17 protein-coding genes and 7 pseudogenes are annotated in these 24,743 nt (G+C 52.8%); all 24 read right to left on the bottom strand.

Features of this window, described 5'->3' with window-relative positions:
- Positions 1 to 19 precede the first annotated feature (19 nt).
- A pseudogene (locus JCM15764_RS21805) lies at positions 20 to 1,313 on the bottom strand (methyl-accepting chemotaxis protein); the annotation flags it as partial.
- Positions 1,314 to 1,816: 503 nt separating this feature from the next.
- Positions 1,817 to 2,092: a hypothetical protein gene (locus tag JCM15764_RS04390; protein ID WP_054692972.1), complete on the bottom strand. Its 276-nt coding sequence runs from the start codon at positions 2,090 to 2,092 to the stop codon at positions 1,817 to 1,819.
- A gap of 52 nt (positions 2,093 to 2,144) precedes the next feature.
- Positions 2,145 to 4,250 (bottom strand): chemotaxis protein CheA, encoded by a 2,106-nt coding sequence (locus JCM15764_RS04395; RefSeq protein WP_243688348.1) that lies wholly within the window; start codon positions 4,248 to 4,250, stop codon positions 2,145 to 2,147.
- A complete protein-coding gene (locus tag JCM15764_RS04400) occupies positions 4,247 to 4,612 on the bottom strand; it encodes a response regulator (protein ID WP_012647342.1) in 366 nt (121 codons plus the stop codon). The genes JCM15764_RS04395 and JCM15764_RS04400 overlap by 4 nt, the downstream gene beginning before the upstream one ends.
- On the bottom strand, positions 4,584 to 4,973 hold the full coding sequence (locus JCM15764_RS04405; RefSeq protein ID WP_054692975.1) for an STAS domain-containing protein: 390 nt from the start codon (positions 4,971 to 4,973) through the stop codon (positions 4,584 to 4,586). Before JCM15764_RS04405 ends, JCM15764_RS04400 begins: the two co-directional genes overlap by 29 nt.
- A 34-nt stretch (positions 4,974 to 5,007) precedes the next feature.
- The gene (locus JCM15764_RS04410; protein ID WP_243688349.1) at positions 5,008 to 6,816 is read right to left on the bottom strand and encodes a methyl-accepting chemotaxis protein; all 1,809 of its coding nucleotides are present in this window, start codon (positions 6,814 to 6,816) and stop codon (positions 5,008 to 5,010) included.
- Between the two features lie 173 nt (positions 6,817 to 6,989).
- On the bottom strand, positions 6,990 to 7,460 hold the full coding sequence (locus JCM15764_RS04415) for a cytochrome P460 family protein (protein ID WP_439645259.1): 471 nt from the start codon (positions 7,458 to 7,460) through the stop codon (positions 6,990 to 6,992).
- Positions 7,461 to 7,612: 152 nt separating this feature from the next.
- A pseudogene (locus JCM15764_RS27825) lies at positions 7,613 to 8,254 on the bottom strand (metal-dependent transcriptional regulator).
- A gap of 28 nt (positions 8,255 to 8,282) precedes the next feature.
- The gene (locus JCM15764_RS04425) at positions 8,283 to 8,465 is read right to left on the bottom strand and encodes a hypothetical protein (RefSeq protein ID WP_054692981.1); all 183 of its coding nucleotides are present in this window, start codon (positions 8,463 to 8,465) and stop codon (positions 8,283 to 8,285) included.
- A gap of 15 nt (positions 8,466 to 8,480) precedes the next feature.
- Positions 8,481 to 10,472: a ferrous iron transport protein B gene (feoB, locus tag JCM15764_RS04430; RefSeq protein ID WP_054692984.1), complete on the bottom strand. Its 1,992-nt coding sequence runs from the start codon at positions 10,470 to 10,472 to the stop codon at positions 8,481 to 8,483.
- Between the two features lie 58 nt (positions 10,473 to 10,530).
- A complete protein-coding gene (locus JCM15764_RS04435; RefSeq protein WP_012647335.1) occupies positions 10,531 to 10,962 on the bottom strand; it encodes a Fur family transcriptional regulator in 432 nt (143 codons plus the stop codon).
- 361 nt (positions 10,963 to 11,323) lie between these two features.
- A complete protein-coding gene (locus JCM15764_RS21810) occupies positions 11,324 to 11,659 on the bottom strand; it encodes a thioredoxin domain-containing protein (protein ID WP_243688350.1) in 336 nt (111 codons plus the stop codon).
- A 311-nt stretch (positions 11,660 to 11,970) separates the two neighbouring features.
- The gene (locus JCM15764_RS26075) at positions 11,971 to 12,105 is read right to left on the bottom strand and encodes a hypothetical protein (RefSeq protein WP_279384270.1); all 135 of its coding nucleotides are present in this window, start codon (positions 12,103 to 12,105) and stop codon (positions 11,971 to 11,973) included.
- Positions 12,106 to 12,362: 257 nt separating this feature from the next.
- Positions 12,363 to 13,789, bottom strand: a pseudogene (gene ahcY / locus JCM15764_RS04450) (adenosylhomocysteinase).
- 104 nt (positions 13,790 to 13,893) lie between these two features.
- Positions 13,894 to 14,229 (bottom strand): class I SAM-dependent methyltransferase, encoded by a 336-nt coding sequence (locus tag JCM15764_RS26080; protein WP_279384271.1) that lies wholly within the window; start codon positions 14,227 to 14,229, stop codon positions 13,894 to 13,896.
- A complete protein-coding gene (locus tag JCM15764_RS26085; RefSeq protein ID WP_279384272.1) occupies positions 14,226 to 14,819 on the bottom strand; it encodes a metalloregulator ArsR/SmtB family transcription factor in 594 nt (197 codons plus the stop codon). Before JCM15764_RS26085 ends, JCM15764_RS26080 begins: the two co-directional genes overlap by 4 nt.
- Positions 14,820 to 14,988: 169 nt before the next feature.
- A pseudogene (locus JCM15764_RS04460) lies at positions 14,989 to 16,316 on the bottom strand (anaerobic C4-dicarboxylate transporter).
- Positions 16,317 to 16,576: 260 nt separating this feature from the next.
- Positions 16,577 to 17,966 (bottom strand): annotated as a pseudogene (locus tag JCM15764_RS04465) (sigma-54-dependent transcriptional regulator).
- Between the two features lie 31 nt (positions 17,967 to 17,997).
- Positions 17,998 to 19,744, bottom strand: a pseudogene (locus JCM15764_RS04470) (transporter substrate-binding domain-containing protein).
- A 280-nt stretch (positions 19,745 to 20,024) separates the two neighbouring features.
- Positions 20,025 to 21,106, bottom strand: a pseudogene (locus JCM15764_RS04475) (NAD(P)H-dependent flavin oxidoreductase).
- Between the two features lie 156 nt (positions 21,107 to 21,262).
- Positions 21,263 to 23,392: a hypothetical protein gene (locus tag JCM15764_RS04480; RefSeq protein WP_243688351.1), complete on the bottom strand. Its 2,130-nt coding sequence runs from the start codon at positions 23,390 to 23,392 to the stop codon at positions 21,263 to 21,265.
- Entirely contained in the window at positions 23,389 to 24,192 is an 804-nt protein-coding gene (locus tag JCM15764_RS04485) for an RCC1 domain-containing protein (protein WP_054692995.1), read from the bottom strand. The genes JCM15764_RS04480 and JCM15764_RS04485 overlap by 4 nt, the downstream gene beginning before the upstream one ends.
- The gene (locus tag JCM15764_RS27830; protein WP_369412244.1) at positions 24,129 to 24,416 is read right to left on the bottom strand and encodes an RCC1 domain-containing protein; all 288 of its coding nucleotides are present in this window, start codon (positions 24,414 to 24,416) and stop codon (positions 24,129 to 24,131) included. The genes JCM15764_RS04485 and JCM15764_RS27830 overlap by 64 nt, the downstream gene beginning before the upstream one ends.
- The gene (locus tag JCM15764_RS04490) at positions 24,391 to 24,726 is read right to left on the bottom strand and encodes an RCC1 domain-containing protein (RefSeq protein WP_054692998.1); all 336 of its coding nucleotides are present in this window, start codon (positions 24,724 to 24,726) and stop codon (positions 24,391 to 24,393) included. The genes JCM15764_RS27830 and JCM15764_RS04490 overlap by 26 nt, the downstream gene beginning before the upstream one ends.
- Positions 24,727 to 24,743: the final 17 nt, after the last annotated feature.

A 24,743-nucleotide genomic window follows, 5' to 3' on the forward strand; every position in this document is an offset into this window, starting at 1 on the left:
TATAACCTCCTGCCCTTACTCAGAATTTCTCGAAATCAGAATCCAATTCATTGTGTGGGTCCTGCATATTAAGATCATGGCCGACGGCCTTTTTTGAATAATCGTTGGCTTTGGCATTTTTCAGGGATTTGTCAGCTTTAGCCTGTTGCTTTTGCACCGGCTTTCTTTCGGTTATCGATCGTTTGTCCACTGCCGAGCTGTCGATTTTAAAGTAGGCGATTGCCTGTTGCAGCTGTTCGGCCTGGGACGCCAGCTCTTCGGCAGTGGAGGCCATCTCTTCCGAAGCACTTGCATTGGTTTGTATAACCTGATCAAGCTGCTGTATTGCTTTGTTTATCTGCTCTGCTCCCGTATCCTGCTCTTTACTTGATGCATTTATCTCCTGCACCAGTTCCGCCGTCTTCTGAATATCGGGAAGTATGGAACCGAGCATTTGACCTGCTTTTTCGGCAATGTCGACACTGGAAGCCGAGAGTTCGCTTATTTCACCTGCTGCCTTCTGGCTACGCTCGGCCAACTTGCGTACTTCGGAAGCAACAACGGCAAATCCCTTGCCATGCTCACCGGCACGGGCCGCCTCGATGGCTGCATTCAACGCAAGCAGGTTCGTCTGCCGGGCTATCTCTTCTATGATGGTGATTCGGCTTGCTATTTCCTTCATGGCCCTGACTGTTTCATCAACGGCCCTTCCCCCATCCTGGCGTCAGCGGTTGATTTCAGGGCGATTTTTTCGGTCTGCATGGCATTGTCAGCATTCTGTCTGATGCTTGCGGTCATTTCCTCCATGGAAGAGGATGCTTCTTCGGCAGCGGCAGCCTGCTCGCTTGCTCCCTGGGACATTTCCTCGGAACCTGCGGAAAGCTGCTGGCTGCCGGCTGCAACGTTGTCTGCGGCAGATTTCACGTTGCCGATGACGTCCACAAGATTGGCCACCATGGCTGACAATGCTTTCATCAGCTCATCATTCTCCGAACGCGCCTTCAGCTCCACTTGCAGGTTGCCGTCGGCCACTTCCCTGGCTGCTGCTGCAATACGGTTAGTGGAATCGATCAGCAGGTTAAGGTTCTGTTTGATCAGATTGTACTGCCCCTTATACTCCTCCGTTATCTGAGGGGGCATGTCACCCTTTGAGATGCGGGCAACATAATCGGCCGTCACGTTCAGAGGGGTTACTACCGCATCAAGGGTCGCGTTGACTCCATGAACTATTTTCTGGAATTCCCCATGGTGCTTGTCGGCGTCAGCCTTACATCGAGCTTGCCGTCGATGGCCGCCTTTACCAGCATGCCGGTATCGTCGACTAGTGCCTTTACGGTACACATCATTTGCGCCATGGCAAAGATCAAACTTCGTTCATCCTTGCCTGTGGTGTCTATGGACATTGACAGGTCACCTGCTGCGACCTTGCGCGTTATCTCGACCACGTAGAGTGGATCTCCCCCCAACTGCCGCTGCACGTTCCTGACCAGCAGCCAGCCGAAAATGACCGAGAAGATCAGTGCCGCTACGCTGCAAACAATGGATATGGTGGAGGTTCGCTGCCTCAAGGCATCGAACATTGCATCACCATCGGTGCTTTCCTTCTTGATGGAGACGACAATCTTATGCAACGGCTCGATTGCGGCATCCCGTGCAGCATCGAGCAGCGCGTCTATCCTGCGGATCTCTTCCGTGCTGGAGCCGGCGCCTTTCTGCAACTCGGGCAGCTGCCTGTTTTCAAACAGGTCCTGATACTTGGCGAGATTGACGGCAAAGACTTCAGCCAACTGCTTTTCCTCCGCCGTATCGGCCATTTTGCGCACATTATCCACATCTTTCAGAAGGTTGTCTTTAGACTCCTTGAATTCCTTGCGTGATTCAGCAAGGTTGCGATTGATAACGCGTCGGCCATTATGCCGTACAGAGCCTCAAGCCGCACCTGCACTTCCTGAATGGCAACTGCGTTGCCACTCAGGTCGGCTCCGTGATCCTGGACATTGCCCAGCTCCCGCATCTTTATCACCTGGAACAGTACAACACACACAAGAGCTGCGACGATCAGACCAATACCACCGTACAATTTTGTAGCAAGTTTCATATTGCTGACGTCCATGAAATGTTTCCTCCCTTTCTAACCACATTAAATAAGATTGTCCTTGAACAACCTATTGCAGGCTCTGCGCTTCCACTTCCTTTATCAGTTGCGGGATATCCACGATCAGTGCAACCGCCCCGTCACCCAGAATCGTCGCTCCCGATATGCCCTCGACATTTTTGTAAGCCCGTCCCAGTGATTTGATAACCGTCTGGTGCTCGCCTATGACATGGTCGACCACAAAGCCGACACGCATGCCGTTGACCTGGGTGATGACGATCTGCTGGATATCCGGCGCATTGCCGCTGATCCGGAACTTCTCCCGGAGTGGGATGTATGGCACCATGTGGTCACGAACGGTGGCCAGATTTCTTCCATGGGACTTTTCGATGTCGCTGCCGGTCAACTCCACACATTCATCCACCAGCGAAAGTGGAAGCAGGAAACGGTCGCCGCCGATCTGGACCAGCAGGCTTTCGATGATGGCCAGGGTCAGGGGTATCTTTACGGTGATGGTGGTGCCTTCTCCCCGTTTGCTGGTTATTTCGATGGTGCCCCGCAACGCTTCGATGGCCCTCTTGACCACATCCATTCCGACACCGCGCCCGGAGACGCTGGAGATCTTTTTAGCAGTGGAAAAGCCGGGAGCAAAGATCTGGGCAAAGATCTCTTTTTCGGACAGTTCCGTGGTGGGCTGAATAAGCCCCTTTTCTATGGCCTTGGCCCGAATGGCCTCCTTGTCCAGTCCTGCACCGTCGTCTTTGATGGTAATGAAGACACTGTCGCCGGAATGTACGGCGGAAAGATGCACCGTCCCCTGTGCCGGCTTGCCGGCTGCAGCTCGCTCTTCGGGCATTTCTATGCCGTGGTCGATGCTGTTGCGGATCAGGTGCACCAGGGGATCGTTGAGCTTTTCGATGACGGTCTTATCCAGCTCCGTCTCAGCACCGGAAGTCTCCATTTCAATCTTTTTGCCCAGTTCGTTGGAAAGGTCGCGAACCAGGCGCTTGAACTTGCTGAAGGTGGTGCCGATGGGCAGCATCCTGATGTTGAGGGCGTTATCCCGCAATTCTGCGGTCAGACGCTCCACCTCTTCGGCGATGGACATCAGTTCCGCATCCCTGCGCCCGGCGGAGGTCTGACTGAGACGAGCCTGGACCGTGACCAGCTCTCCCACCAGGTTTACCAGAACGTCCAGTTTTTCTGCCGGAACACGGATGCTGGAAGCACTCTCCTGGGATTGCCTTTCCTGGCGGACCTCCTTCACATGCTGCTGCTCCACAAGGGCAGAGATGATTTTTTCCGGTTCCACAAACCCGCTCTCAATGGCAATTTCTCCAAATCGCTTCTGCTGGGACAGGATATTCTTCATCTCTTCGAAGTTCAGATCACCCCGTTCCACCAATATTTCGCCAAGTTTCTTGTAGCCATCTTCCCCGACGAAAGGTGTTCCACTGTCAATAACCTCGATCTTCAGCTCGCAATCGTCCTCCACAAATATGAATACATCCTTGATGGCATCCATTCCCCTGTTGGTGGTCAGAATCACATCCCAGTAGACATAGCAGCTCTCCGCATCCATTTCCTCCAGGGGAAGCAGGTTGGTCACCTGGGCAATTACCCGGCTCTGGCCAAGCTCCCTCAATTCCTTGACCAGGCTCAGGGGATTGGTTCCTCGCATGAAAATACCCTGGTCTGGTTCGAAGCGGATCCGGTAGGTAACTTCAGCCGATTCCTGCTGTCCCCCTTTTGCCTCTTCAGCCGGTTGAAGGTTTGCCGATGATTTTTCAGGCTCCGTTTCGGGAAGCATGCTCTTCAGGGTGGCAATTATCTCTGCGGTGCAGGCTACGTCAACCACGGCGCCCCCGGTTGAAGCATCAAGCATGGCCTTGATCTGATCGCGAGCGGCCAGGGTGACGTTGACCAGTTTTTTGGTTACCGGAATCAGGCCGTTGCGCACCAGATCGAAAACCGTTTCCACTTCGTGGGTAAAAGCGGCAATGTCTTCAAAACCGAACATTGCCCCCGATCCCTTGATGGTATGCATGGCCCGGAAGACCCGGCCGATCACTTCCTCATCATCAGGCCTTTCTTCAAGCTCCAGGAGGGAAGTTTCCAGCTCTGCCAGAAGCTCGTAAGCCTCTTCCTTGAATGCCTCTTGATGTTGGTCCATCATCCGAGCACCTTCTTCACCACCGCCATCAGCTGTTCAGGCTTGAAAGGCTTGACTATCCAGCCGGTTGCCCCGGCGGCCTTTCCTTCCTGTTTTTTGCTGTCCTGGGATTCCGTGGTAAGCATAACGATAGGAATGAATTTACAGGCAGGCAGAGCCCGCGCCCCCTTGATCAGGCCGATCCCGTCCAGGTTCGGCATATTCAGGTCGGTGATGAGCATATCGACCTTTTGTCCGCCAAGCTTCTGCAGCGCATCTTTTCCGTCCACCGCTTCCACCACTTCGTATCCGTTCTGTTTCAGGGTAAAACTGACCATCTGTCGGACACTGGCGGAATCATCCGCCGTCATGATTATCTTTCCCATCAATCATTCCCTCCCACCCAAAAGCAGCTTTTTCCTTGTCCTGGGCACATCCCACATGGCGCTGAAAACCTGCTTCCATGCTCGCCGTATCAATAATATCGCTATCACCGGTAGTGATGCAGAGATGCTTGTTGAGGTGCAGGGAACTGCGGTGAGCCGAGCATAGGAGTTGCAGGCCTGCCAAGTCGACCTCCGTCACCCCGGCCAGGTCGAGGCAAAGCTGTTCCCCTCCCTCAAATGCCTGCAAAAGAGAAGCTTTCAATTCCCCAACGTTCTGGACGGTAAGCGGTCCGCTGACTTTTACAACCAAGGCAGCAGGGTCCCCTTCCGCTTTGGCCATGGTCACCTTCAGTTCACCCATAACAGATTCTCCTCCTAAAGCTGACGCTGAATATTTAAAACAGCTCCACGTTATCTCCCAGCCCATCGGATGCCGGCGAAGAAACTTCGCTGACAGGACCGGCAGGTACAGGTTGAGCACTTGCTCCCTCTTCTTTTTTGATCATGGAATGATGGATCTTGCGTTCGCTGTCCATGGTGTAGCGGTCGGCAAGCTGCATCAGATTGCCGTTTTCAGCATCAGATGACGGAGCGATGAGGCGGGCTTCATCGATAATGGCGCACAGTTCGCTCCTTACCTGGTCGATCACCTGGGTCACCTGAAAATGGGCCGTAATGCCGTTGGTTGCTGCGTCAATATCTGTACAAAGCGTTTCAACAGCCCCCTGCATGTTCTGCAGACATTCGCTAAGTGAATCATTCACTCTCTGCAGGGATTGAAGCAGCCCCGGCAGTGAACTGACCATTTCTTCCACTTCCTGGTCAAGCTCGGTCGCATCCGCCTTGGCACTGTTGCAGAGGCCTTCGGTGGCATTGGTAACTTCGGTCAACATATTGGAAACGGCAGAGGTCTGGGCAATGGCATCCACCGACAGCCGTTGAATAGCCTCTGCAAGGACTCCAAGCGCGGCGCCATCGTCACCGGTCAGGGCAGCTTTCACCTGTGCATTGAGGGCGATGAGTTCGATTTCCTCACCGATGAACTCAATATCGCTGACGAATGCCGTAATCTCCGTTACCGTTTCGGCAACGGTGTTCATGGCCTTGGTCAGGGCACGATTGAGCTGGGAACTCTTATCCAGAACGGCGCCAACCACGGTGAGATCGGCTTCCAGTCCCGTCAGAAAAGAGCTTCCCGTCTGATCTGCCACACCTGCCATGGCACTGGTATCTTCGGAAAGGCGTGCTTCCTTTGCCGCTATGCCGTGCAAGTTGTCGACAATACGCCCCACAGCGCCATTGAGTTCGTCGCTGGCATGGGATAGCTGTGCCGCCTGCAGTTGGCAAATACCGACAGCAGTCTGCGCCAGAGCGGGCGCCATCCCATCCCGGTCTTCCCCCTCGCTTTCCAGGCTGTTCTGCAGATCATCCAGAGCCTCGGCCACATGCTCGATCTGTTGACGGACTATATCGTGGAACTGCATGGACATGACAACTTCGCCAATGTTTCGGGACACGACTCCCGAAGCTTCGGCTATGGCAGATGCAGCCGTGGAACAGCGGGAATTGACTTCGGTCAGGGCAGCAAGACTTGTCTGGGTTCTTTCCAGGATTCCCTTTACCTGACCCTTTTGTTCTATGCCCAGATCAAGAACCTGGTTCAGGGTCTGGCGGATCGCAGAAGTCAGCAGTTCCTTTTGTTCAAGTATTGTCCCCGCCTTTTCAAGCACCTGAATGGAAAGCTGACCAACATCATTTGCCAGCGTGTCGAATCCTGCAGCGCTCTGCCCAAGACGTGCACTTTCTATCTTGGTTGAAATACCGAGCATGCGTAGCGACTTGTTTATTTTCCTGAAACCTGAAAGGGGAGCACCAGTCTTGTCCAATAAAAGAAGAATTGAGCGCAAGGTTTGGGAACTCTGTTCCGTCTCCTTCTCCCCATGGACCAGGTACTCGTCCATCTGGACAAGTATCTCCCGGAGGCGGCCAATGGTATGGGAAATTTCTTCGCCGGAAACCTGGCCGGCCATCTCCGAAGACATTTGGGAGATTTGTCCGGCCCGGTCGTAAAAATCGTGGAGCCTCGCCCCGGTTGCCAGGAATTCTTCCTCTGTGGTGCCTGATATCTCCATCAATAGCCGGCTTGCCGAGGCGAGGCGTGCAGGCCAGGAGGATGGCAAGGAGTTGACATTGAAGGCCGGCACGTTGTTATCCATAAACATAGTTTCAACCCTGTTTCATGCAGATGTAAGGCAGTGCACCACCTCTTGTTTTTAAACATATCGTCAGAAGGCGGAATAGCTTGAGGGATAAAATACAAAAAAGCACCACAGGTCCTGTGGTGCTTTTTGAGATGGAGACTTCTCGCGGGAGTTTGTTACTTGAAATCGGTATACTTCGAAATGACGTAATCTCTATCTTTTGCTTCTTTCAGATGGCATTCATAGCAGTTTTTCACCGGGTCAAGCTTGGAAGCCTTCCCCTCGCCGGTGAAACCGACGAATTGCCAGCCGCCGGTTTCTTTGAATTTCTTGTCCTTTTTCATCAGGACGATCATGTTCTTTTTACCTTTTACCGGCTTGCCGTTTTCTTCCTTTAACTTGTAGTAATCGACCACAAAGCGGCTGCCTTCGGGATATTTTCCCCCGGCTTTGTAGGCGGGCATGGCTTTCTTGTCCACATAGATGTTGTGAACCCCATAGAAAAGCGAACTCTTGTCACTGACTACCTTTTCCTTGCTTTTCTCCACTTTTCGTACCCCTTGGGCAGCGTGTCGGTGGCAGCAAATGCTGAAGTGGCGGCGAAGAGCAGGGAAACAGCCGTCAGCATGACAGAATTTTTTTTTCATTGATGTGTCCTCCAAAGCGTGATTTTTACGTGGTGAAGGGTAATAAATTTGCGTCCTTTATTCAAGAAAAACATGCCTCTTCAGCAGGTACACATCTATAAGTATACTAAGTCACAGGAAATCGGCAGCTATTTATAGACTTTTAACGCCGCCTACTTTCGGACGAAAATTTCACGGGCCATGGCCGAATCGATGGCGAATTCGGAAAAACCTACCCTGAAAATGTAGGAGGGAAAGGTCTGGGAGAGGATGATGCGGTTGCGGGAAGCACCCCCATGGCCATGAGTTTCTGCATCTTTTTACTGTCTTCTGTCTGGATATAGGCTATTTCCCCTTCTTCGCCCGATTTCAGCTCCGTGAGGGGGACAACACCCAGATCACCACTTTTTTTCGCTTCCTCGCAGCACTCCCCCGGCGGAATGTGTTTGCCGTGGGGACAGGTGGTGGGATGGTTGAGCATGGTGCAGACCTTGGCATCGACCCTTCGTTGAGCAGATGCTCGAACTGGCAGCCTTGTCGTCTCCGGCCTCCCCGCGCACATTCAGCACATCCATGAGCAGCCGTTCTGCCAGCCTGTGGCGGCGGATCGTACGCCTGCCTTCTACCTTGCCCTCCGGACGAAAGTAGACCCGCCCCTCCTTTACCTCGACCAGTGTCTGGGAGGTCAACTCCTGGTAGGCTGGATCACCGGCCGGAATGCCGATGCCATCGATCTCGGCAAAGCCTTTTCCTTCCTCCTCAACGGCAATCCATAGCGCTTCCAGAATTTCTTCCGCTTTATCCGATAACTTCATTACATGCTCCTTGTATTGTTTTAACCTGCTATTCCTTTTCGTTTTTTACCAACAATCCCTTAAGTTTTTTCAACACCTTCATTTCAGGCGGATTCTCGTAGTAGCAGCGTGGACAGCGCACCATGCTGCATTTCCCCGGTTTGCCGCATTTCCCGCAACCGGTGATGCCTTCTTCCTGGCTGAATTCGTGTCCGCAATAGCCGCACTTCATTGGGATAACCTCTTGTTATACCAGCTTGGTGACGAGCAGGAACTGGTTGAGCAGATAACCGCTGCCAAAGGCAAGAGCGCTGACAAAGACACCGATGGCCAAGGCGACCTTTAAACCCCGCTCTCTTTTCATGACCAGGAACTGGGCCACACAGGGAATGAAGAGGGTCAGCGTCACCGCTGCAACCGTCAATTGCCGTCCATCCAGTATACCCTTGGTCTGCAGATCATACAGTCCGGCAGCCCCATAATCCCGACGGAAGAAGCCGAAGATGAAGGCGACAGCTACATCCTTGGGCAGCCCCATCATGGACATTACCGGACTCATAACTTCCACCGACTTCTCGAAAAAATGAGTGAGTTTGCCGATCCACAGCAGCACCGATGCCAGTATGAAGAGCGGCAGGATTTCCAGAAAGTACCACTGCATCCTGGTATAGGTCTTGGTCAGAACGTTGGACAGCTGGGGAAGCCGCATGGGGGGCAGCTCCATATAGAACATCGGGGTCTCGCCGGGCACGAGGCGGGCCGCAAGGAAACCGATTAAAAGGAATATGAGCAAAAGGCTGATACTCCAGACCAGAAGAGCCCCCGGCGCCTTGGACAATAGCGCCAGAATAACGCCGAGCTGTGCGGAACAGGGAATGGCCAGAGCCAGCAGCAGGGTGGCGAGAATTCGCTCCCGCACCGTTTCCAGCGTACGGGTAACCATGGTAGCCATGGTATCGCAACCGAAACCGAGAACGATGGGAATGACGGCACGGCCGGTGAGGCCGATTTTCTTGAAGACCCTGTCTACCAGCAACGCCAGCCGCGGAAAATAGCCGCTGTCCTCAAGAATGGAAAAGAAGAGGAAGAAGGTCGCCACGATGGGAAGAATGATCCCCACTGCATAGCGCAGACCAAGGGTCAGCACACCGTATTCTCCGACAAAAAGTTCCTGAATGACTTCCCAGGGAACTACCCCTTTGATGAGTTCTGTGATCCACGGGTTGAAATATCCTTCGAAGAGAGTCCCTTCGAGAAAATCAACGAGCGTACCTGCGCCAAAGACACCGACGAACTGGTAAAGGCCATAATAAAGAACTATCAGCAGCAAGGGTATTCCTGTTAAGGGTCTGACCGCCCAACGGGAAAGGCGCTCATTAAATGTAACGACCCTCTTGTCCGGCAGATTGAAAACCCCGGCAAGTAGTCCTTTGACTATACCTTTTCGCTCCATGGACAGGTCCAGGTTAAAGGATTCCCGCCGCTCGAAGGTTTTCTCGCGCACTTTGTCGGAAACGGCTGCAAAACCTTCACCTTCACGTTCGGCAATGAGGGCGGTTACCTCTTCGTCCCTCTGCAAGAGCAGCAACGCCAGCGATTTTTTCGCTAACGGATAGTCGCACTTGATCAGCTGAGCGACACTTTCGATATCCGCCTCCAGCCGTTTGCTGTAGCCGAATACCGCATGAGTCTTCCTGCTGTAGCCGGCAATGGCCTTCCTGATCTCTTCCAGGCCGCGTTTTTTAGCGGTGGCAGCACCTATGACCGGAATACCGAGTTTTTCCTGCAAGAGTGGGATGTCGATTACAAGTCCCATCCGCTCCGCCTCATCCATGATGTTCACCACCAGCACCACCGGCAACTGGGCATCGATAAGCTGCAGGGTCATGACCAGCATCCGCTCCAAGTTCCTTGCATCCAGCACATGCAGAACCACATCGGGAGATTCCTTGAGTAGAATCTCGCGGGCCACCCGCTCCTCCTCGGTAATCGGCAGGAGGGAATACATGCCCGGCGTGTCTATGATCTCACATACTTCACCGTTGATCGAGGCAGAACCGCGAGCCACCTCTACCGAAGTGCCAGGGTAATTGGAAACCGTGACATAAGCACCGGTCAAGGCATTGAAAAGGACACTTTTCCCCACATTAGGGTTTCCCACCAATGCGACCTTCTTGGCCGCACCGGTTGATGCACTGGCATTGGAATGACATGAAGCCTTTTTCTTGAATACATCCATTTGGGTTTACTTCCTTAGTTGTAATTGATAGTCATTTTCAAATGTGCGGTAAAAAATTTTATCTCCGGCATTTGGCACAAAGGCCATACAGCTCGAGTTTATGTGTTTTGATTAGAAAGCCGTAGCCGGCAGCTATCTCGTCCTGCAGCTTTTCAATGGTCTCATTCTCAAATTCGGCAATGGCGCCGCAGCGGGTACAAACCAGATGGTCATGGTGCTCCCCCTCAGTCACATGCTCATAGCGAGTCTGCCCGTCACCGAACTGGATTTCACGGGCTATGCCTGACTCGGCAAAAAGCTTCAGTGTGCGATAGACTGTGGCATAGCCGATGGCCGGGTGCTTTGCCCGGAGTTTGAGATAAAGCTCTTCAAGGCTCATGTGTTCCGACGAAGACAGGAAGAAATCGAGGATAATGTCACGCTGGCGCGTGGACTTGAGGCCCTTCTGGGCAATAAATTCGCTGAAAGCTTTTTTCTTGGCACGCTTCACAGGCCTCTCCGGATTGAAAATGATTTTCACTATAGCGATAGACAATGGATATGTCAACCGTTTTTTGCAAGTCTGATTTTCGTTGTATGCAGTTTTTAGAATATATGTTACTTTATCGGAAAAAGGAGGTTTTCATGCAAGAGATTTTTGTAGTGCTGGGATTTCTCGTCTTATGGGTAGTCTTACAGAAATATATCCTCCCACGTCTCGGCGTCTCCACCTGAATGGCCGACGCATGCTCCACCGCGGGTCGGGGGAAAAAAGATGGAGAAAACAAAAAAGGAAATTCCACAAGATAAAAGAAAGGCCTGTCGCATCGACAGGCCTTTCTTTTTATCCATCCATAACAGCTTGCTGGTCATCATTTATGCGACTTTTTAACCTTAAAAAGAGCCTGAATTTCAGTGGCAGACTTTGAACCGGCCACCACCCTGCCATCGGGAAAAATCATCGTCGGCGTAGAATTGACGCCGAGCCGCCCGGCAAGCTTAATATTTTCCTCCACACCTTTGGTCGGCGTGTTAGGGCCAGGAGCAGGCAAGGTCACCTTGGCAAAGGCATCGTCAAGAAGCTTGGCCGACGGTCCCTGGAGTATGACCCTGGATTTGTCGTAGGCTGCGGGATGCATTTTCAGCGGGAACAGTTTCACGTACACGACTACCGACGGATCCATGGCGACAAGCTTCTTCAGCTCCACATGCAGTTTTGCGCAAAGGGGCAATCGGGATCGGTAAAGACAAAAAGCCTTTTTTCCCCTGAGGATTTCCGAGAATTATGGAGTTGGCAGGCGTAAGAAGAGCCGGATTCACCTTGGTTACCCCAGCCGGCTGTTGTGCCCCGCCGCTTATGGGTTTTTTAGTTGCCAGATTGAATATGGGTCCGGGAATGACGTGTTTCTTGCCGTAATCCAGATAGGCGACGGCCTTTTTACCATCCTTCTCCATGTCAAGCTCCCAGACGCCACGCATGGCCGGAAATTTCACCTTTGTTACCCGCCCCCAAGGTCTTTTACAAGGCATTGGCCTCTTTCACAGAAAGAAGATGACACGAGGCACATTCCCCGCCACACCCCTCCTTGGACATGGCCGAGGCGCTTCCAGCCATTAGAGTCACCAGCATTACTGCAGTAGTCAAGCTTTTCATCTTTTGCTCCTTTTATTGCTGGACGTGCGAAAGCCGCCGATAAAAATCGGCGGCCCATAACCACACCAAATATACTTATTTCAGAAAAAAAAGTCCAGCCGACATCATGCGTCTAACAGGTTGTTGAAAAACGTCGAGAGTAGGCCGAAATGCAAGGCTTAAGCGAGCGAAAAGCCGAAGCGTACCCACTGTACGTTGAGGTTTTGAGCGAGCGATAACGCAGCAGATCGGCCACGCAGCAGTTTTTCAACAACCTGCTAATACCGATAATGCTCAGATTTGTAAGGCCCGTCCACATTTACGCCTATGTAATCGGCTTGCTCCTTGGTCAGGATGCTTAACTGGGCATTCAGCTTCTTCAGTTGCAACCTCGCCACTTTCTCGTCCAGGTGCTTGGGTAATGTGTAGACCCCCACCGCGTATTTGCCGGGATTGCTGAAGATCTCGATCTGGGCGATGGTCTGGTTGGCGAAGGAAGAGGACATGACATAGCTGGGATGGCCGGTGGCGCAACCCAGATTCACCAGTCTTCCCTTGGCCAGCAGGATGATCCGGTTGCCCGACGGCATGATCACGTGGTCTACCTGGGGCTTGATTTCTTCCCACTGGTATTTTTCCAGGGCCGCCACCTCGATTTCGTTATCGAAATGCCCGATGTTGCAGACAATGGCCTGGTCTTTCATTTTCAGCATGTGTTCATGGGTGATGACATGGTAGTTGCCGGTGCAGGTGACGAAGATATCCGCCTTGTCAGCGGCGTAATCCATGGTCACCACGCGATACCCTTCCATGGCAGCCTGCAGGGCACAGATGGGATCGACCTCCGTCACCCACACCTGGGCAGACAGCGCCCTGAGCGCTTGTGCGGAGCCCTTGCCCACATCCCCATAGCCGCAGACCAGGGCGACTTTGCCCGCCACCATGACGTCTGTTGCCCGCTTGATGCCGTCCACCAAGGACTCGCGACAGCCGTAGAGATTATCGAACTTGGATTTGGTCACCGAATCATTAACGTTGATGGCGGGGAAGCGCAGGTCGCCACGCTCGTGCATCTGGTAAAGACGGTGCACGCCAGTGGTGGTCTCTTCAGTTACCCCTTTCACATGGCCAATACGGGTTGAGTACCAGGCGGGGTCTGTTGCCAGCTTGCTTTTGATTGCAGCAAAGAGGATCGTTTCCTCCTCGGAGCCGGGGTTGTCCAGTACCTTGGCATCTTTTTCGGCTTTGGCGCCCAGATGGAGCAACAGTGTTGCATCGCCACCATCATCCAGGATCATGTTGGAGAAGCCACCATCGGGCCACTCAAAGATGCGATGGGTGTAATCCCAATATTCTTCCAAAGTCTCACCCTTCACCGCAAAGACCGCAATCCCCTGGGCTGCTATTGCAGCAGCAGCATGATCCTGGGTGGAGAATATGTTGCATGATGCCCAACGGACCTCTGCACCAAGTGCCTTCAGCGTCTCGATCAAGACCGCCGTCTGAATGGTCATGTGCAGCGACCCGGTGATACGGGCTCCTTTCAAGGGCTGCGCTCCGGCGTACTCGTCGCGAATTGCCATCAGCCGGGCATCTCCGTTTCGGCAATTCTAATTTCTTTCTTCCCCCACTCGGCAAGGGACAGATCGGCTACTTTAAAATCCTGTGACATGGTGCTTTCTCCTTTGCTGTTGGTTATAGACATTTGCCAGTCGTCTTTAGCTGGCTATACCGAATCATGAAACAGCTCCCTCCCCCGCTTGGGAAGGAGGCTGCCTCTTCTCTGTCTGATGAACATCTTCACAGGCTTTAGGACCTGTTCATTGCCAGTTTTGTAGCCTTCACCAGCAATACCGGCACATGGCCGGAATCACCGGCGATGGATTGGCACTCGACCCGGTCGAAACCTGCAGCCGCAAGCCAGTTGGCGAGTTCGTTTTCTTCGAATCCCAGCCATTGGTCGGCCAGCTGCTCCCGGGCCAGCTCGCGCTCATGGCGGGCCAGGTCAGCAATCAGGAGCGTCCCGTCAACGGCCAATACCCGGTGTATTTCATTCAACACGGCAACCGGGTCGGCAGCATGGTGCAAAACCATATTGGCCACCACACACCTCACCCCGCCATCGGCAACGGGCAGGTGGGTCATCTCCCGAGGCGCAGTTCCACCTCTTCAAGTCCTCCAACCCGATGGCGGGCCTCTTCAAGCATGGCAGGGGAATGATCTACGCCGATTACGCGGGAGGCGACAGCAGCCAACCGGGGTAACAGCCCCCCAGTACCGACACCAATCTCCAGGACATCCGCAGCAGCCGGCACCTTAGCCAGCAGCCGCTCTCGATACTCCGGCACCGGCAGCAGGGTTCGGGCCAGGTCATCCCACTGACGGGCATGCTGGTCGAAAAATTCCTGGCTACGCCGCCGACGCTCTTCAAGCACCCTGGCCACGGCAGCCGTGTCGTCGGCCCTGCCGGGAAGGCTCTCCATCTCCCTCTTCAGCGCGGGATGAATATCACTGAAAAAGGAATTGGCTTCGCCGACCCGGTAATAGCTCCAGGTGCCCTGGCGCTTTACATCAAGAACACCGGCATCAGTCAATATCTTCAGGTGCCGGGATATGCGCGACTGCCCCATGCCGAGGATCCGCGTCAGTTCCTGCACCGTGAACTCACCGATGGACAACACAGCAACGAGACGCAGGCGACATGGGTCTGCCAAGGCTTTTATGGTTTCTAGCATGATCACATCAAGAGAAGCAAATAAGTTATATCAACTTTTCTTGATATAACATTTCACCCTAAGGTGGTCAAGTGGAAAAAAGGCCCTATTAATTGAGTGGGATATATTGAAAAAAAAAGAGGCTGCAATTCCTCCTGCAGCCCCATTCTTCTTCCTATTAAACCTGTCCTTACAGAATGGCACTGGAAATAAGATAAGCGGTGATCGTCGATACCCCGACGCCGATGAGCCCTGGGATCATGAAGCTGTGATTGAGCAGGTACTTGCCGATGTGGGTAGTGCCGGTGCGATCGAAGTTAATAGCCGCCAGGTCACTGGGATAGAAGGCAAAGAAGAAGTAGGCATAGCTTGCCGGCATCAGACCAAGCAGCAAAGGAATCGGCAGCCCGAGGGCAAGGCCGAGAGGCAGGGTAATGGCAAGGGTCGCAGCTTGGCTCTTGACGAAGGCCGAGATGCAGAAGGTTGCAATGGCAAAAGTCCACGGGGCGATTTTTACCATGATACCGATATTGTCCACCAGAAACTTCTTGTTGGCAGAGATGAAGGTATCGCTCATCCAGGCAATGCCGAAAATGGAGACGACAGCAATCATGCCGGCGATAAAGACACTTGAATGGGCGATGTCTTTTGCTTTGACGTTGGCTGAGAACATGATGAAGGCGCCATAGGCCAGCATAATGAATTGTACGACCGTGGTCATGGCAACGGGCTTTTTATCGGCACCCATGGGCAGCAGTTCGGGACAGACCGCAAAAAGTATGATGGTGCTACGCCGGTAAAAAACAGCGCTACGGAAACTTTGGCGGTGGTGGAAATCTTCTTGTCCAGTGTCGTTACATCTGCATCGAGGGCTTTGCGAAAGTCGGGATCTGTAAGACGGGCCTGAAATTCGGCATCCTTATCCAGATCCTTGCCACGGTTGAAACTCCAACCTGCAGCCGCAAGCACGCCGATGATCCCGGCCGGCATGGTAACGCAGATGATATCGATCAAGGTAACCGGGTGGCCTGCCTTGGCGGCAAAACCCAGGAAAAAGGTCACTGCGGCGGCCACCGGACTGGCTGTGATTCCCATCTGGGAGGCAACGCTGGAGATTGCCATGGGTCGCTCCGGCCGGATACCGGTCTTGATGGCCACATCGGAAATGACCGGCAGCAGAGCATAGACGGCATGGCCAGTTCCAACGCAGACAGTAAGGAAAAAGGTGCTTAAGGGGGCAAGAATGGTCACATACTTGGGGTGGGCACGGAGCATCCGCTCGGTGAGCTGCACCAGGTAGTCCAGACCACCTGCTACCTGCAGTGTCGCTGAGGCAGTAACCACTGCCAGGATGATCAGCATTACTGCAATGGGAGGCTCAGAAGGAGCACTCCTGAAGCCTATGGTCAGTAAGGTTACGCCCAGCCCACCGATAAGGCCGAGAGCTACCCCTCCTCTCCGGATACCGATGAGAACGGCACCGAGCACGAGTACGAATTGAATCCAGAACATTGCCATGAGACACCTCCACTTGGGCTAATATTGAAGGGGCCGGATGGCTCCCTTTCGTATCTAACCCATAAGAGCATGGAGAATGCCAAGCAGTACAAAAACGACTAACCTACTGGTATTACATCATAAATACGCACCAGAACTTTGATCTCTGACAGCGAAGGTCTATAGCCTGAGGTTATAACAGCAGACTGCGTTGCTGGTTTATATTAATGTAATCAGCATGTTAGCACGATGATAGCCTCAGGTTATGGTATAACCCGTGGTTATACCGGTTCAGGACGCATCACCTTAAGTCTCTTGTTCAGAGCAGGCTGGGAGATGCCAAGCAGACGTGCCGCCATGGTCTGATTGCCGTTGGCGCGATGCATGGCCTCGGCAACAAGAAAAGCAGCAGCATCACTGAAGGTGGGGAGATCGACAAAACCGGCAAAGGGATTCTGTCTTGGGGGCGATGGGGACTCTTTTGCAGCGGGCTGAGATTGTCCGGCCGCCTTGAGGAATGACTCCATGGAGAGCATTCGGTCGCGGTGGATGCTGACCGCATCGTAAACCATAGCTTTAAGCTCACGCACATTGCCGGGAAAGCTGTACATAATGAGAAACTGGGCCAGCTCCCGGGGAGGAGTAGGTTTCTTTCTACCAGCGCTTGTGCGGCTTCTCTCAAAAAATGATCCAGCAACAGGGTTATGTCTCCGGGCCGCTCACGTAAAGGAGGGACATGTATCTGATGTGTGCGCAGACGATAAAAGAGATCACGGCGGAAGGTTCCTGCCGACTCCTTTTCCATCAGGTTCTGGTGAGTGGCAACGATTATGCGTGCCTTGAGCCGCCTGGGCTGGTCGCAACCCAGAGGGAAAAATTCCCCCTCCTGCAAAAGGCGCAACAGCTTCACCTGTGAGGGGATGCTCAGGTCGCCAATCTCATCGAGAAAGAGCGTACCATCAGCTGCCTCCTCAACCATCCCCCGGCGCAGTTGATCTGCACCGGTGAAGGCACCCCGCACATGGCCAAAGAGGGTATCGGCAAAGACGGTGTCGTCCAGGCCTGCCACATTGACCGTCACCAGTTTCCCGCGGCAACCGCTCAACCGGTGCACGGCCTGGGCAATCAGCTCCTTACCGACCCCGCTTTCGCCAGTGATCATCAGCGGTTGGGGACTCTTCGCCACCGCCTCCGCATAGGCAAAGACATTGAGCATGGCTCGATCGGCGGTAACAATGGCGGCAAAAGCATCAGGATGCTGCAATTCCCCTGAAGCAAGCCGGCTCGACATCTCCAGATAATCAAGCTGCATCTCTTTCATCCGGACCGCCCGCAGTACACCTCCCACAATCCGGTCTTCATCATCGGTTTTGATGAAGTAGTCAAAGGCGCCCAGTTTCATGCAACGGACCGCCGTTTCCAACTGATTCAGGCCGCTGACGACAATGGTGGTCGTTTCCGGATGTTGCTCGGCAACCTGTTTAAGGAGTTCTTCCCCCGACAGATGGGGCATGGTCAGATCGAGGAGGACCAGGCCGATGCCTCCCTGGGCAAGTAATCCCATCACCTCGCGGCTGTCCTGGCAGGTACTGATATTGGTAAGCCCAGCGCAGCTTCGCAGCGTCAGGGAAAGGGATTTTAACCAGGCGGCTCATCGTCCACCAGCAGGATGCCGAAAGCAGGTACTGTTGGTCCATTGCATTCACGTCGTCTGCTCCTCTTTAATTACCGGTATGGACAAGGTAACGGTAGTGCCGGCACCAGGGGCTGACTTGAAGTATATACGGCCCCCGTGCTCCTTGATGATGCCATCGGAAACCGACAAGCCAAGACCGGTCCCCCCGCTTTCCCTCTTTGTGGTAAAAAAGGGATCCGTCAGGCGTGACAGATTCTCTGGCTCAATGCCGACACCTTCGTCACGGACAACCAATATGGCGCTGGCAGTGGTACGGTTATAACGGGTGCTGATGGCAATTGCCCGCTCCGCATCGGGCAAAGCCTGGCAAGCGTTCAGAATCAGGTTTACCACCACCTGCTCTATCCGTTGGCTGTTGCCCAGGATCGGTGGCATTTCCCGGGCATACTCAATCTGCAGATGGTTGGTCGCCTTGCGAATCGTCGGATCAACCAGTCGTAGCGCCGTCTCCACGATGCCATTGAAATCAACCCGCTGCTTCTCAGCCAAATCATCCCGGCGGCAAAATCCTTCAAATCGTTGACAATCCTCTTGATCCGCTTCGCCCCATCCTGCATCTCGTCCAGGACTCTTGGGATCTCATGGCGCATTTCTGAATAGGGTATCCCACCGATAATGAAATCCCCGCTGGCTTGGTAATGCTGCTCAAGGATGCGCTCTGAATCTGCGTGGGCCCGTTTCAGAATCGGTACATCAAGGAGGATTAAGCCGGTGGGATTATTAATCTCATGGGCAACGCCGGAAACCAGGACCCCCAATGCAGCCAATTTATCAGCTTGGACAAGCTGCTGCTGGTTCAGGCGCAACTCCTCCTCGGCATGTTTGCGCTCGGCGATTTCTCTGGTCAGATCAGCAGTACGAACGGCTACTTGCCGATGTAAAGTGCGCGACCAGAGGGCGAAACCACCTAAAAGCATCACCAGTGGGATGACAACGACCGCACCATATTTGGCGACGGTCTTCCAATCCACATGCTCCGGCTCCATCACCCCCAGCCATTTGTTGTAAATCACGTCATATTGGCCGGTCTTGCGAAGAATAGCCAAGCCCTCGTTGAATCGTGAGAGCAGCTCGGCGTGCCTTTTTTAACGGCAAAGCAATAGCGGTGAGTGGCCACGTTGCGCACTGCCGGATAGATGTTGGTCAACTTCAGTTCACGGACGATGTACATTCCGGGAAGGATGGCGACAATGGCATAGTCGGTCTTACCTGCAGCCAGAAGGCGCAGGGCATCTGCAGGAGTTGCCGTAAGCTGAAGCCTGCCGGAGAAACCCTGCTGGGTCAAGATGTCGTGCATGATCCCGCCCCCATGGACGGCAACGGACTTCCCTGCCAACTCAGCCAGCGAGTTTACCGGGGGTGAATCCCGGCGGGCGAAGACTGCATGGTTGATCATGGCGTGGGGCAGGGAAAAATCCACTTCCTTTGCCCGCTCTTCTGAGTAAGACATACCATCCAGGACATCAACCTGGTTCGATTGCAAGGCCGAGCGCATCTCCGACCAGCCACCCAGCCTGAACTGTACATCCATGCCCATGACTTCGGCAATGGCTCTGGTCAGCTCAACATTAAAACCCGCCGCATGACCATTCTTGTCAATGAATTCATAGGGAGGATAGTCCCGGTCCCCGCCGACAATGACAGGTGCGGACGAGTCGGCGCCCGGTCGGGCAGAAGCTGGTAGTGGCCAGGAAAGGATGAGCGCAATTATCCACGAAAGGATGACTAACCGGCAAAGGGCAGGAAATGACATGGGCCATGCATGGGTGTAACGATCATGGGTGTGGCTTGAGATCAGGCAATGTATCATGGAGTTGGGCAACTGCTTTTCCTCCAGGCAACTTCACACTGCGTTAGAGTTGGCAGGCAGGGAATAAGCATAGCACACATGAAATATGAGTACAGGCTTTTTTAAGGATGAATAAATCGTGGGGATACTGTCAGAGGATTGAGAACCATAGGGGGAAAGGGCCGCAAAACAAAACGGCCCGCCGGATTAACCGCGGGCCGTCTTTTGAATAGTGTAACGTGATCTATGCTGCTCTTTCCGCCACGGCAGATTCAGCAAACAGCTCGTCAAATATTTCCTGCACCGTGGTTATCCGATCGGCCTTCCAGCATTGGTGCCGCAGAAGATAAGACCGGTTTCCACATCACCCCGCTGGGCTCGGTCCAGAGCCTTGACGATGCAGAAGCGCTCGCCGCTCTCCTTGTAGGAGCATTTCTTCAGACAGCCGGTGGTGCAAATCGAGCTCCTGAGTTCGTCGTACAGGACAATCTGATCCTGGTTTTGAGGATCGCCCGCCCCGGCAGGCCGGCAGGGCTCATGATCAGACCGATATCTTCCTTTTTGCAATCCAGATAGGCCTGTTTGAAGGCATCATCGGCATCGCACTCCACTGTGGGCACAAAACGGCTGGCCATCTGCACCCCGTCAGCACCCTGTTCAAGGGCATGAAGCACGTCGGCGCGGTCCCAAATGCCTCCGGCAGCAATGACCGGCATATCAATATTATATTCTGTGCGGAAGAATTCCTTCACCCCGCGCACCGTTGCATACTGGTCGTATTCACCGGTGCCGATACATTCCATCTTCTCTCCCAGATGACCGCCAGCCGTATCAGGATCTTCCACAACCACCGCATCGGGGAGGCGGTTGTAGCCTTTCTCCCATTTTTTAGCTATCAGTTGGGCGCACCGCACAGAGGAAACAATGGGAACCAGCGCCACATCAGGAGCATGGGCGGTAAGTCCCGGCAGAGTCAATGGCAAGCCGGCACCGCAGACAATAACCTTAGCTCCACCCTCGACGGCAGCTCCTACCAGTTTCTCGTAATCGGAAAGAGCCACCATGACGTTGACGCCGATAATGCCGTCAGGGGCAATTTCGTATGCCTTATGCAGTTCTGCCTTGAATGCTTCCAGATCAGCATCGAAATAGTTGGACCCGTCATACAGGCCGCTGTTGAGGGCGATGCCCGGCGCAGCCACCAGCGACTCCGCCACATTTCGCGACGTGACCGGCGAGGGAACCCGCAGAGATACGAACCCCCATCCCTCCCTGAACCAAAGGGTACTGTGTTTCATACTTGCCAATTTTCAAGGGCTTGAACATGATCCTGTCCTCCAGCGACGAGTGGCGTACATGCTGTTCTGCCCTTGAACCATAACAGATAATGAGGTTTTTTAATGTAATAGTAATGTAAAAGGGGGAACTAAAGGAAACAGAGGATATTAAAGGGGGCTAAAAGCACCCCCTTTTGACATGTGGCTAAGGAACAGGTATTACGATGTCATCAATCCACGCGGTATCGGAACCTGAAGAGACTGATCCGTCCTTGGAATACGTCAATTTGAAGGTATGGCTGCCGGCAATCACAGGAAAAGACGCTTGATTCCAGCCGATAGAGCCTGACCATTTACTTTGCTCTATGCCATCAATATAGAATCGGAGATAGTCATAATTCGCCTCGGAGCTGACTGAATACCAGAAGGTTATATTGCCAGCCGCGCAGTTCTGTGTAACCTCTATACCCGCATTTTGATTGTCGGTGATGGAAACGGGGGCCTCGACGGCATAGATTCCACCATGCTTAGTCGTTGTTTTCACAGCCCACAAGCCATTGCCGCTTGTCACCCATGGGAGGTACGTCAAATTGCCGGACTCAAATCCTTCGTTTTTAGCGTTGCCCGTAGGCGGAGGACCAGAGGTAACCGTCGGGAAGACAATATCATCCACCCAAGCGGTGTCTGAACCGGTAGATACCGACCCATCTTTTGAATAGACCCACTTGAAGGTATGAGTACCAGCCGTTACTGCAACCGTTGCCTGCGTCCAGGGGACCGAACCTGACCACTTCCCTTTTTGTACACCGTCCACATAGAGAGTCAGAAAGTCAAAATTGGCCTCGGAGCTCACTGAGTACCAGAAAATAAGATTGCCGGCAACACAATTGACTGGAACTTCAAGCGAGGCGCTTTGGCTGTCAACAATAGATACTGGTGCTTCTGCTGAGTAAATTCCACCGTGTTTGGTCGTCGTCTTAGCAGTCCATAAGCCATTACCGCTGGTCACCCATGGTAGCTTGCCGAGATTTCCAGTCTCGAAGTCTTCGCTTGGGATAGTCAATAAAGCATTAACCGTAAAGGTCACTTCGGCAACGCCGACGTTGCTTGCCATATCCCGCATCTCAACTCTGACGGTATGGGGGCCGTTGGCCAAAGTAGAAAGACGACTCCCGTTAAATTTATTTACCACCACTCCATCCACCTTGACAGTTGCGGTGCCGCCGGCGTTACTTGTGAAAGTCAGTAACGGCTGGTTATCGGTCGTGGTTCCGGTTGTCGGAGATGATATCGAAATGTCTGGTGCTACCGTGTCAACGATGAAACTTTTTTCAGAAAAACCAGTCCCGGCCGTATCGGTTGCCTCCACCCGGACAAGGTGCGTCCCATCGGCCAACGGCCCCAAACTGTCGCCTGACACTTTGTTCACCACTATCCCGTCAACCTTCACCACCACGGTGCCGTTACTCACTGTATAGGTAAGGATCGGGGAGTTATTATTGGTATTCAGGCCGCTAGCAGGAGAGCTGATGCTGACTGTCGGCAGCACATCAACCGTAAAACTAACTTCTGCAAACCCCTTGTTTCCTGCCGCATCAGTTGCTTCCACCCGCACGGTATGCGGACCATCGGCGAAAGGGCCCAGGTTGCTGCCGGAAGTCTTGTTCACCGTTACACCATCCAGCTTTACGACGACAGTTCCGTCACTCACAGTGTAGGAAAGTAAGCGATAGCTGGTGTTTATGGTTCCTGATGTAGGAGATGTTATCGAAACAGTCGGTGCCACAGTATCAACAGTAAAAAGTTGCTGAGCCATACGGCTTCCGCCAGCGTTGGTTGCCACCACTTGGACCCAATGGGTTCCGTCCACCAGCGGTCCCAAAGTGTCGCCTGACACTTTATTTATCACTACGTCGTCAACCTTCACCACTACGGTGCCGTTACTAACAGTATAAGTCAAAAGTGGTAAGTTATTGTTAGTATAACCAGCAGCAGGGGAGTTGAGAATTACTGTCGGTGGTTGAAGTACTGTGAACTGTATCTCGGAAGAACCCTTGTTTCCTGCCCCGTCACAAGACTCCACCAGCACGGTGTGAAGTCCTGCTGCAAGATACAGGGTGTCGCCGGATACATTGTTTACCGTCACGCCGTCAACCTTAACCGTCACGGTACCTTCACTCACTGCGTAGGATAATAACGGAGTCGTGCTTTGTGTTGCTGCCGTCGGCGAAATAATATTTACTGTTGGAGCAGTGGTGTCAAGGGAAATTGAAGCGCTGTAGGCAGGCGACCAGGTGCCGAGATTACTTTTAAATTTGCAGTAGACGGTTTTCAAGCCATCATTGGGGGAAAGAATCCAGTTTTTGACGTCGCATATGCTTCTGGTGCAGTCCAGGTGATATTATCATTGCTAAACTGCATCTCAGCGATACTGTTTTTATCAAAAACAGAAAACGTCAAATCAGTTGTCAGGCTATTTGTATAAGCAGCACCATCATTGATCTTGATGGCCGTTGCTAAATCTATAATTACCGGGCTGTGCCTTTCTATCGTTGTGCCGTCACCAACCTCGCCCAGGTAGTTGTATCCCCACGACCACAGGGAATGGTCCGCTTTCTGAGCAACCGAGTAAAATTCACCCGTCCCAGTAATTGAGGTCCAACTATCCCCTGCGATTTGGGATGGAACATAACTATCGAAAGTCGTTCCGTTTCCTAATTGGCCATAATAATTAAATCCCCATGTCCACAATGTCCCATCAGTCTTGACAGCAAGTGAGTGGAGTGCACCTGCAGAGACAGAAGTCCAGGTGTTTTCGTTACCTATCTTAAAAGGATAATTTCTGTTTGTAACAGTACCATCTCCCAATTGCTTATATTCGTTATACCCCCACGCCCACAACGTCCCATCTGATTTGAGGGCAAGATTATGGAATAAAAATGATGAAATAGTCGTCCAGGTTGTATCAGTCCCAATCTGGACCGGGGTCATCGTTCCCGTGGTGGAATTGTTGCCAAGCTGCCCGTAAGCATTATCCCCCCATGCCCACAAGGTGCCATCAGTTTTGATTACTATATTATGGCCATATCCACAGGCAACAGCTCTCCAGCCGGGACCGGCTGCAAAGATCTGCACAGGCTCATCTTATCGACTGTTGTCCCATCACCCAATTGCCCATAAGCATTATACCCCCATGCCCACAAACTACCGTCTGTCTTAATCGCCACAGAGTGATATGCGCCAGCTTTCACTGAAACCCAATTGCTGTCATTGCCGATCTGAACAGGAATACGTCTTTCTACAATTGAACCATCGCCAATTTGACCGTATTGGTTATCCCCCACCCCATAAGGTGCCATCGTCTTTGACTGCCACCGAATGAAATCTGCCCGATGCAATGGATTTCCATATGTAGCTGTTCACCATGAATGAAGCGGTCTTTGCTATAGTCGTTCCGTCACCTAATTGTCCTTTAAAGTTCGACCCCCATGCCCACATAGAACCGTCTGTTTTCAGCGCAATAACATGATCCTGACCTGCTGCAATTTGTGAAAAAGACAGAGGGACAATATCCCCCGGTGCAGCATAAGCAGATGGACAAATAAATGTAAGAGACAATATCAGTCCACATAGAGCAAATACCTTAAAAATCTTCTTCAAAAATCCCATGCCCCCTCCTCATAATA

Source organism: Geotalea toluenoxydans JCM 15764 (assembly GCF_001311985.1).
Lineage (GTDB): Bacteria > Desulfobacterota > Desulfuromonadia > Geobacterales > Geobacteraceae > Geotalea > Geotalea toluenoxydans.